This is a genomic window from Oleiphilus sp. HI0117 (genome assembly GCF_001635235.1).
The window spans coordinates 1-757 of sequence record NZ_LWGA01000179.1 but is presented as its reverse complement, the minus strand read 5'-3'; the positions used below and the strand labels follow the sequence as shown (position 1 = coordinate 757).

General features: G+C 46.6%; 1 protein-coding gene. It reads right to left on the bottom strand.

Translation table 11 applies throughout. The annotated features are described in order from the left end of the window. Positions 1–493, bottom strand: a 493-nt coding sequence (locus tag A3757_RS02335; RefSeq protein ID WP_068739106.1) for an exodeoxyribonuclease III, incomplete at its 3' end; no start/stop codon positions are given. Positions 494–757: the final 264 nt, after the last annotated feature.

Genomic DNA, 757 nt, shown 5'->3' with positions numbered 1-757 from the left:
TGTAGTTGGGCTTGGGACGGGCCAGGTCGATGTCTTTGTGCGCAACATTCAGGTCGCCACATAAGATAACTGGCTTGCTTTCTTCGAGTTTCTTTAAATAATCATTGAAGTCTTTGTCCCACTCTTGACGATAAGGCAAACGTTTAAGCTCACTACCAGAGTTTGGGGTGTAGACAGTAACCAAGTAAAAGCCGTCATACTCAGCAGCAATCACTCGACCTTCCTGATCGTGCTCTTCAATTCCCATATCGTATTGGACAGAAATAGGTGCGTGTTTGGTCAGAATAGCTGTGCCTGAGTAGCCTTTCTTCTCGGCAGAGTTACAGTAGATATGATAGCCCTCAAGATCTTTAAGTGCTTCCATCACCTGATCATCCTGGGCTTTGGTTTCTTGCAAGCATAGAACATCTGTTTCCATAGATTCGAGAGAGGAGAGAAAGTCTTTCTTCATCACCGCTCGAATACCGTTAACATTCCAAGAAACCAATCGCATTATAAAACCTCTCTTTAAATCAAATAACGTACACCAATTAATGCTCGCTAGAGCAGACGTACAGAAACGAGGGAGAGAGTTTAGTGAAAAAGGTTAAGGAAGAACAGGCTTAGGCACGATTTCGCAAATGACAGGTCAGTGGGTTCGCCGTAATTTGGTGTACACGAACCACCCTGTTATGGTGGTGAGGGAGTGTGGGGCCTTATAGGGTGCGCACTGCGCACCGCTAGTCGTGGCAAGGAGGCCTAGGGCGCTACGAGCCGC